The following is a 6,095-nucleotide window of genomic DNA, read 5'->3' as shown; positions in this document are numbered from 1 at the left end:
GGCGCTGCAAACCCTCGCAACCCCCGCCACTGCTGCCTCGCAACCCTTGTCGCTGCTGCGTTTGCAGCGCGGTTTGTGTTGCGAGGGGGCGAATATTAGTCGTGATCGGCGGGGTGCGCAAGCCCTTTTTGAAAAAAGGTCTCAAGTTGTCGATAACCGTCATGGCAGACGTCCGAAAACGCGGCGATGGTGCGGCTATGATGCAGCGTTGCCGCGCATGTGCGCGGCAGGCTTCCTAATCGCTCACTGGCGTCGATGGCACTGAACTTCGTCTGGCTCGGATTCTTCCTGCTTTCTTTCATAGCCGCCGCCGTACGTCTGATCGGCGGTGACCTGGCGGTTTTCCCCGCGCTGCTGGCCAGCCTGTTCGACAGTTCGCGGACTGCATTTGAGATTTCTCTCGGCCTGGTCGGCGTAATGAGCCTGTGGATAGGCATCATGCGGATCGGCGAACGCGCCGGCATGATCGACCTGCTGGCGCGGCTGGTGAATCCGCTGCTGCGCCACTTTTTCCCGGGCGTGCCCCAGGGGCATCCAGCCCAGGGCGCGATGATGATGAACGTGTCGGCCAACATGCTTGGCCTGGACAACGCCGCCACGCCACTCGGGCTCAATGCGATGCGCGAGCTGCAATCGCTGAATCGCCATCCCGACACGGCGACCAATGCCCAGATCATGTTCATGGTGCTGAATACCGCCGGGTTGACGCTGATTCCCACGGCGGTGATCGCCGTGCGGCAAACCCTGGCGGTGAAGCAAGGGCTGGTCAACTTCAACGCCGCCGATATCCTGCTGCCAACGCTGCTGGCCACGGGCGCCTCGTTCCTGGCCGGGCTGGTCGCCGTGGCCTGGGTACAGCGGCTCAACCTGTTCAAGCTGCCGGTATTGATAGCGGTGGCACTGGCCGGCGCCCTGCTGGGCCTGCTGTTTCTCTGGCTGCGCCAGGCGCCGCCCGCCGAAGTGAGCCAGATGGCGGCGCTTGCCGGGAGCGGATTCATCCTCTCTCTGATCGTCCTTTTTCTGGTGTGCGGCGCCATCCGGCGCGTCAATGTCTATGACGCGTTCATCGATGGCGCGAAGGAAGGCTTTGGGGTCGCGGTCCAGATCATTCCCTATCTGGTAGCGATTCTTGTGGCGATCGGCCTGTTCCGGGCCAGCGGCTGCATGGATGTGGCGATGCGGGCGCTCGCTGCCGGCTTCACGTGGCTGGGCATCGATACGGGCTTCCTCCCGGCGCTGCCGGTCGGGCTGATGAAGATCTTGTCTGGCGCCGGCGCACGCGGGCTGATGGTGGACGTAATGACGACCTACGGCGTGGATTCGTTCCCTGCGCGGGTCGCGGCCATCATCCAGGGGTCGAGCGAAACCACGTTCTATGTGCTGGCCGTCTATTTCGGCTCGGTCAATGTGCGCAATACGCGCCATGCGTTGGGCTGCGCGCTGTTTGCTGACGTGATCGGCATGACGGCGGCAATCTGGATTGCCTACCAATTCCGCTAGGGGTTACTACTCCGTTGTACGACAACAACGGTGAATGTGCGGTCTTGCAGTCAATTTTCTTTGGCGGGCTTGGTGCGTCGCAACAAGTCGTGTATAGTGAAGTCTGTCTCCTCCACCACCTCGGTGGATTCCAACCCGCGCACAACCTGCGCGGGTTTTTTTTGCCCAAATTCAGGGGAATGGCCGATCGATGCCGGACCATTCGACCATTCTTCATGACAAAACTGTCATGTGCATAGTCTGACCGCAACTTTCCCCAGTTTGGTGCAAAGCTGCACGCCGCCCGAGCAATTTCATCATATTTCTACGAAATGTTGCGGCGCAGCAATGTTGTCCGTAGAGTGGTATCGGTACTCACCCTGAGACGTCCCGAACCCCGATCCACCATGCGTCCCGCCCCGCGCCTCCTTCGTTATTGTCCCGAGACGACCCACGTCCAGCGCGGCATCGTCTATGCCTTGTCGTTCTTCGCGCTGGCCGGGATGGCGTGGCTGACAGGGGACGCGGGCTATCTCTGGTCGGCCACGGCTTCGATCTGGACTTGCCTGGCCGATCGGCCTGGTACAGCGGCCGCGCGCATGCGGAGCCTGGGTGCCGTGGGGATCGGGGGTGCACTGGCCAGTGCCCTGGGCGCCAGTCTGGCCACATCGCCGCTGGCTGCCTTTGCGGTGGTCCTGGCCGGCGGCATCGTGGCAGGTTTCGCGGAAGTGCGCGGCCCCGCTGCCGCGCTGAGTTTCAAGCTGCTCTATGTGGTGCTGATCGCCGCTCGCCTGCAACCGGTGGCCGGCGCCGAGATTGCCTCGCACGCGTGGATGGCGGCGGCCGACTACCTGCGGGGCGGCGTGTTCGCATGCCTGGTGTGCCTGCTGCTGGTGCCGTCCCAGCGCGACACCCGTCCGCGCTTCGAGATCATCGCGGTCTACGACGCCCTGCAGCGCTTTGCCACGGCACTTGCTGGCGCAGCGGTGCGGGACACCTCGGCGTGCAAACAGGATGTCCGCCAGCGGATCGAATCCGCGCGCGCGGCGGTGACGGCGCGGCGCGGGGTGCTCGATCCGGTCGGACTGCTGCACTATGCCTACGCGGTGACCGTGGCGGATGCCATTTTCGCGCTACTGATCGTTGCCGGCGAACTGCGCGAGCGCGCCGGAGCCCGGCACGGCCTGCCGCTGGCGCACGCGGAGCGTTGCCTGGCCGATACGCTGGAACAGGTTCGCCTGACCCTCGGGCGGCATGCGCCCGACCTGCCGGCGCTATCGGCAATGCTGCACCAGGATCTGCGCCGGCTGGTCGGGCAGCGGGTCAATGCGGCAGCACCGCCCGCCTTTCAGTCGGCGCTGGCGGCATTGGCGCAACTTCCGGCATTCGGGAGCTGGCGCGAATCGTTCAATTGGCCCACTGCCGGGCTTGCCGGGCTGCTCGACCGATTCGGACACGCGCTTGCCGATGTTGCCTCGCGCGACGCACGGATCACCCGCCACGCGGTGCGGATGGCGTTCGCGGGCGGCCTGAGCCTGCTGCCGTCCCAATTGCTGCAGGTCGATCACGGCTACTGGGTGGCCGTCACGGTGATCATGGTGCTCAGCCCGCGCCTGCAGACCACGCGGCAGATCTCGTTTCATCGCTTTGCCGGTTCGCTGGCCGGCGCGCTGCTGGCCTGTGCGATCAGCCTGACGCATCCGTCCCCGATGTTGGCGCTTGGCGCGAGCGCGCTGTTCCTGGCCAGCGCCTACGCCTTGCGGCTGGCCGGCAACCCGGCCGGCTTCGCCTTCTTCCTGACGCCGGCCGTCATCCTGTTCTCGTGGATTGGTGAACCTGCGTCCAGCAGCAGCCATGTGGCCGCGCTGCGCGGGCTCGATACCGCCATTGGTTGCCTGATCGCGCTGGCGAGCTATTACATTCTGGCGCCGCGCGCCGAGTTGTCGCGGATCTTCCGGCACAGCCTCGATGCGCTGGCCGTCAACGCGGTGTATCTGCGCGCGGCAATCAGCACGGCCCGGTCGCTGACGCCTGCCCAGCGCCGGCTGGAGGCGCTGCGGGTGGCGGCCGGGCGGGCGTCCACCCGTGCCGAGGGCACGCTGCAACAATGCGCCGAGGAACTCGACCCCCGGCTCGCGGCGGCGCATGCCGCGCTCCATGCCACCGCGCGACGCATGGCATCGTTGGCCGGGCTGGTGCGGGCAGGTGCCGAATCCGGCGAGGTGCTCGTGCCGGCGGGTGCAGCCGCACAATCCATGCTCGCCGATCTTGAGGCGCGTCTGGCCGAGGTGGCCGTGCGACCTGGGCGGAGTGCCGTGACCGATGCCGTCACTCCCGCAAACCCGGTGCCGCTCACGCCCGCCGATGCCCCGTTCGACCATTTCCTCGTTGAACAGGCCGCCTATGCAGACGGCCACGTCGACAGCGCCCATCGCACCGTGGCGGGTATCCGGGACCTGGCCGCCGAACAGGCGCGCGCCCGGCGCCGGCTGCCACGCATGCGGGCCGGGTGAAGCCGGTTGGCACTGCGGCTTGAGGTCGAGCAAGCCCGCGTCAGGGCCAGCTTGCCCGAACGGGTGAATTGCCTATAGTGAAGGGATATTCGCCGTTTCCCCGTTCCCGGCAAGACGAGGTGCGCCATGGCCGATATCAGCTTTCCCACCAGCACTCCCACCTACTGCGGCGCCAGCCTGACACTGTCGTGTCCGGTGACGGTGAATGGCAGTTGGTCCCAGTATTCGGTCACGGCCGAGGCGCTGGAAGCCTATTGCGGCGCCCGCTCGGCGCGCGAGGAGGATCTCGTCAACGCGTTCACCACCAACCGCACGCGCATCGAGCAGCTCGCCGAGGCGATGTTCGAGCTGACCGAGGCGCGCGAGATCGTGTTGCGCGGCGGGCACTTCCGCTTCGCGGGTTAGATACCCACCGCCCACGGTCAGTCGGCGTCCTTGCCGCGCACCAGCAGCACGGGCATGGTCGACTGGCGGATCACGGCCTCGGCCACGCTCCCCAGCACGAGGCGGCGCACGCCACGGCGGCCGTGCGTGCCGATCACCAGCAGATCGGCGCCCCATTCGCTGGCCGCGGCGTTGATCGAGCCTGCCACGTCGCCGATCACGGCCGGGTCGCTCACAAGCCGCGTCTCGAACGTCACGCCCTCGTTTTCGAGCAGCCGCGCGGCGCTCTCCAGGGCCTTCTTGCCGCTATCGAGATAAGCGCGTTCGATCTGCGTGGGGTCGTAGAACCCGGCGTCGAACAGCATCACGCCGTTGTCCACCACATAAAGCGCCAGCACCGTGGCGCCACTGCCCGATGCCACGCGGATGGCCTCGTACAGCGCCAGGTCAGACGTGCCGCTGCCGTCCACTGCCACCGCTATCTTGTTGTAAGCCTTGCCTGCCATTGCGCTGCCCTCCACGTCGGACGAAGTTGAACTTCGATACTACACGTGGCGCCGGACTCACGTTGTGAGCCGATTCTGAAAATGCCCGAAGATCGCCCGCATCATTAAATTGACCGACCGGTCGGTTTATATATATAGTGACCAGACCTCCGTGACCCCACCCATACGCCCTCGCAGGCCAAGGAGACGTGATGTACACACAGAGTCTCGACCTCCCGGGACAACCGCCGGCAGCCCCCGCCCTTGCCGACGCCAGCGTGGCCGACCGCCAGGCTGCGTTCGATGCGCGCATGGCCGAGGACGGCAAGATCGAGCCGATGGACTGGATGCCCGACGCGTACCGCAAGACGCTGGTACGGCAGATCTCGCAGCACGCGCATTCCGAGATCATCGGCATGCAGCCCGAGGGCAACTGGATCAGCCGGGCGCCGTCGCTCAAGCGCAAGGCCATCCTGCTGGCCAAGGTGCAGGACGAGGGCGGGCACGGCCTCTATCTATATAGCGCGGCCGAGACGCTGAATGTCTCGCGCGACGAGCTGGTGGACGCGCTGCACGCCGGCCGCGCCAAGTATTCGTCGATCTTCAACTACCCCACCCTGACCTGGGCGGACGTGGGCGTGATCGGCTGGCTGGTGGACGGCGCGGCGATCATGAACCAGATTCCGCTCTGCCGCTGCTCGTACGGCCCCTATGCGCGGGCCATGATCCGGATCTGCAAGGAGGAGTCGTTCCACCAGCGCCAGGGCTTTGACGCGCTGCTGGCCATGATGCGCGGCACCGAGGCGCAGCGCGCCATGGTGCAGGAGGCCGTGGACCGCTGGTGGTTTCCGGTGCTGATGATGTTCGGGCCGCCCGACGCCGCCTCCACCAACAGCACGCAGACCATGGCCTGGGGCATCAAGCGCATCTCGAACGATGACCTGCGCCAGAAGTTTGTCGATGCCACCGTGGAGCAGGCCAAGGTGCTGGGCGTGACGCTGCCCGATCCCGGCCTGCAATGGAATGCCGAGCGCGGCCATTTCGACTACAGCCCGCTGGACTGGGACGAGTTCTGGCGCGTGATCAACGGCGACGGCCCCTGCAACCGCGAGCGCCTGGCCACGCGTGTCAAGGCGCACGACGACGGCGCATGGGTGCGCGAGGCGGCACTGGCCCATGCCGAAAAGCACGCCAGCCGCGCCCGGCAGGCCCGGGCCGCCGCCTGACCCCCGAC

At 66.2% G+C, this 6,095-nt stretch carries 5 protein-coding genes; 4 read left to right on the top strand and 1 reads right to left on the bottom strand.

The genetic code is table 11. From position 1 onward, the window contains the following. Window positions 1–255: 255 nt before the first annotated feature. The 3 genes from EV147_RS24250 to EV147_RS24240 all read left to right on the top strand — a co-directional run bounded on the left by EV147_RS24250 (window position 256) and on the right by EV147_RS24240 (window position 4,397). Window positions 256–1,500: a nucleoside recognition domain-containing protein gene (locus EV147_RS24250; protein ID WP_130393773.1), complete on the top strand. Its 1,245-nt coding sequence runs from the start codon at window positions 256–258 to the stop codon at window positions 1,498–1,500. Window positions 1,501–1,886: 386 nt separating this feature from the next. Beyond that, window positions 1,887–3,992, top strand: coding sequence for an FUSC family protein (locus EV147_RS24245; protein WP_130393772.1), 2,106 nt, complete (start codon window positions 1,887–1,889; stop codon window positions 3,990–3,992). 126 nt (window positions 3,993–4,118) lie between these two features. After that, on the top strand, window positions 4,119–4,397 hold the full coding sequence (locus EV147_RS24240) for a DUF1488 family protein (RefSeq protein WP_130393771.1): 279 nt from the start codon (window positions 4,119–4,121) through the stop codon (window positions 4,395–4,397). 17 nt (window positions 4,398–4,414) lie between these two features. On the opposite strand, the gene EV147_RS24235 is transcribed toward EV147_RS24240, so the two are convergent. Beyond that, entirely contained in the window at window positions 4,415–4,882 is a 468-nt protein-coding gene (locus EV147_RS24235; protein WP_130393770.1) for a universal stress protein, read from the bottom strand. Window positions 4,883–5,073: 191 nt separating this feature from the next. Between EV147_RS24235 and paaA the strand changes: the two genes are divergently transcribed. After that, window positions 5,074–6,087 (top strand): 1,2-phenylacetyl-CoA epoxidase subunit PaaA, encoded by a 1,014-nt coding sequence (paaA, locus tag EV147_RS24230; protein ID WP_130393769.1) that lies wholly within the window; start codon window positions 5,074–5,076, stop codon window positions 6,085–6,087. Window positions 6,088–6,095 lie beyond the last annotated feature (8 nt).

Origin of the sequence: Cupriavidus agavae, assembly GCF_004217045.1 — a bacterium.
GTDB classification, from domain to species: domain Bacteria; phylum Pseudomonadota; class Gammaproteobacteria; order Burkholderiales; family Burkholderiaceae; genus Cupriavidus; species Cupriavidus agavae.
The sequence above is the reverse complement of the archived record's forward strand: the minus strand, read 5'-3'. Positions and strand labels throughout refer to the sequence as shown.

Bases quoted from the DNA above. Each gene is read 5' to 3' on its own strand.
- EV147_RS24250 (WP_130393773.1), top strand. From the start codon at position 256: ATGGCACTGAACTTCGTCTGGCTCGGATTCTTCCTGCTTTCTTTCATA.
- EV147_RS24245 (WP_130393772.1), top strand. From the start codon at position 1,887: ATGCGTCCCGCCCCGCGCCTCCTTCGTTATTGTCCCGAGACGACCCAC.
- EV147_RS24240 (WP_130393771.1), top strand. From the start codon at position 4,119: ATGGCCGATATCAGCTTTCCCACCAGCACTCCCACCTACTGCGGCGCC.
- EV147_RS24235 (WP_130393770.1), bottom strand. From the start codon at position 4,882: ATGGCAGGCAAGGCTTACAACAAGATAGCGGTGGCAGTGGACGGCAGC.
- paaA (WP_130393769.1), top strand. From the start codon at position 5,074: ATGTACACACAGAGTCTCGACCTCCCGGGACAACCGCCGGCAGCCCCC.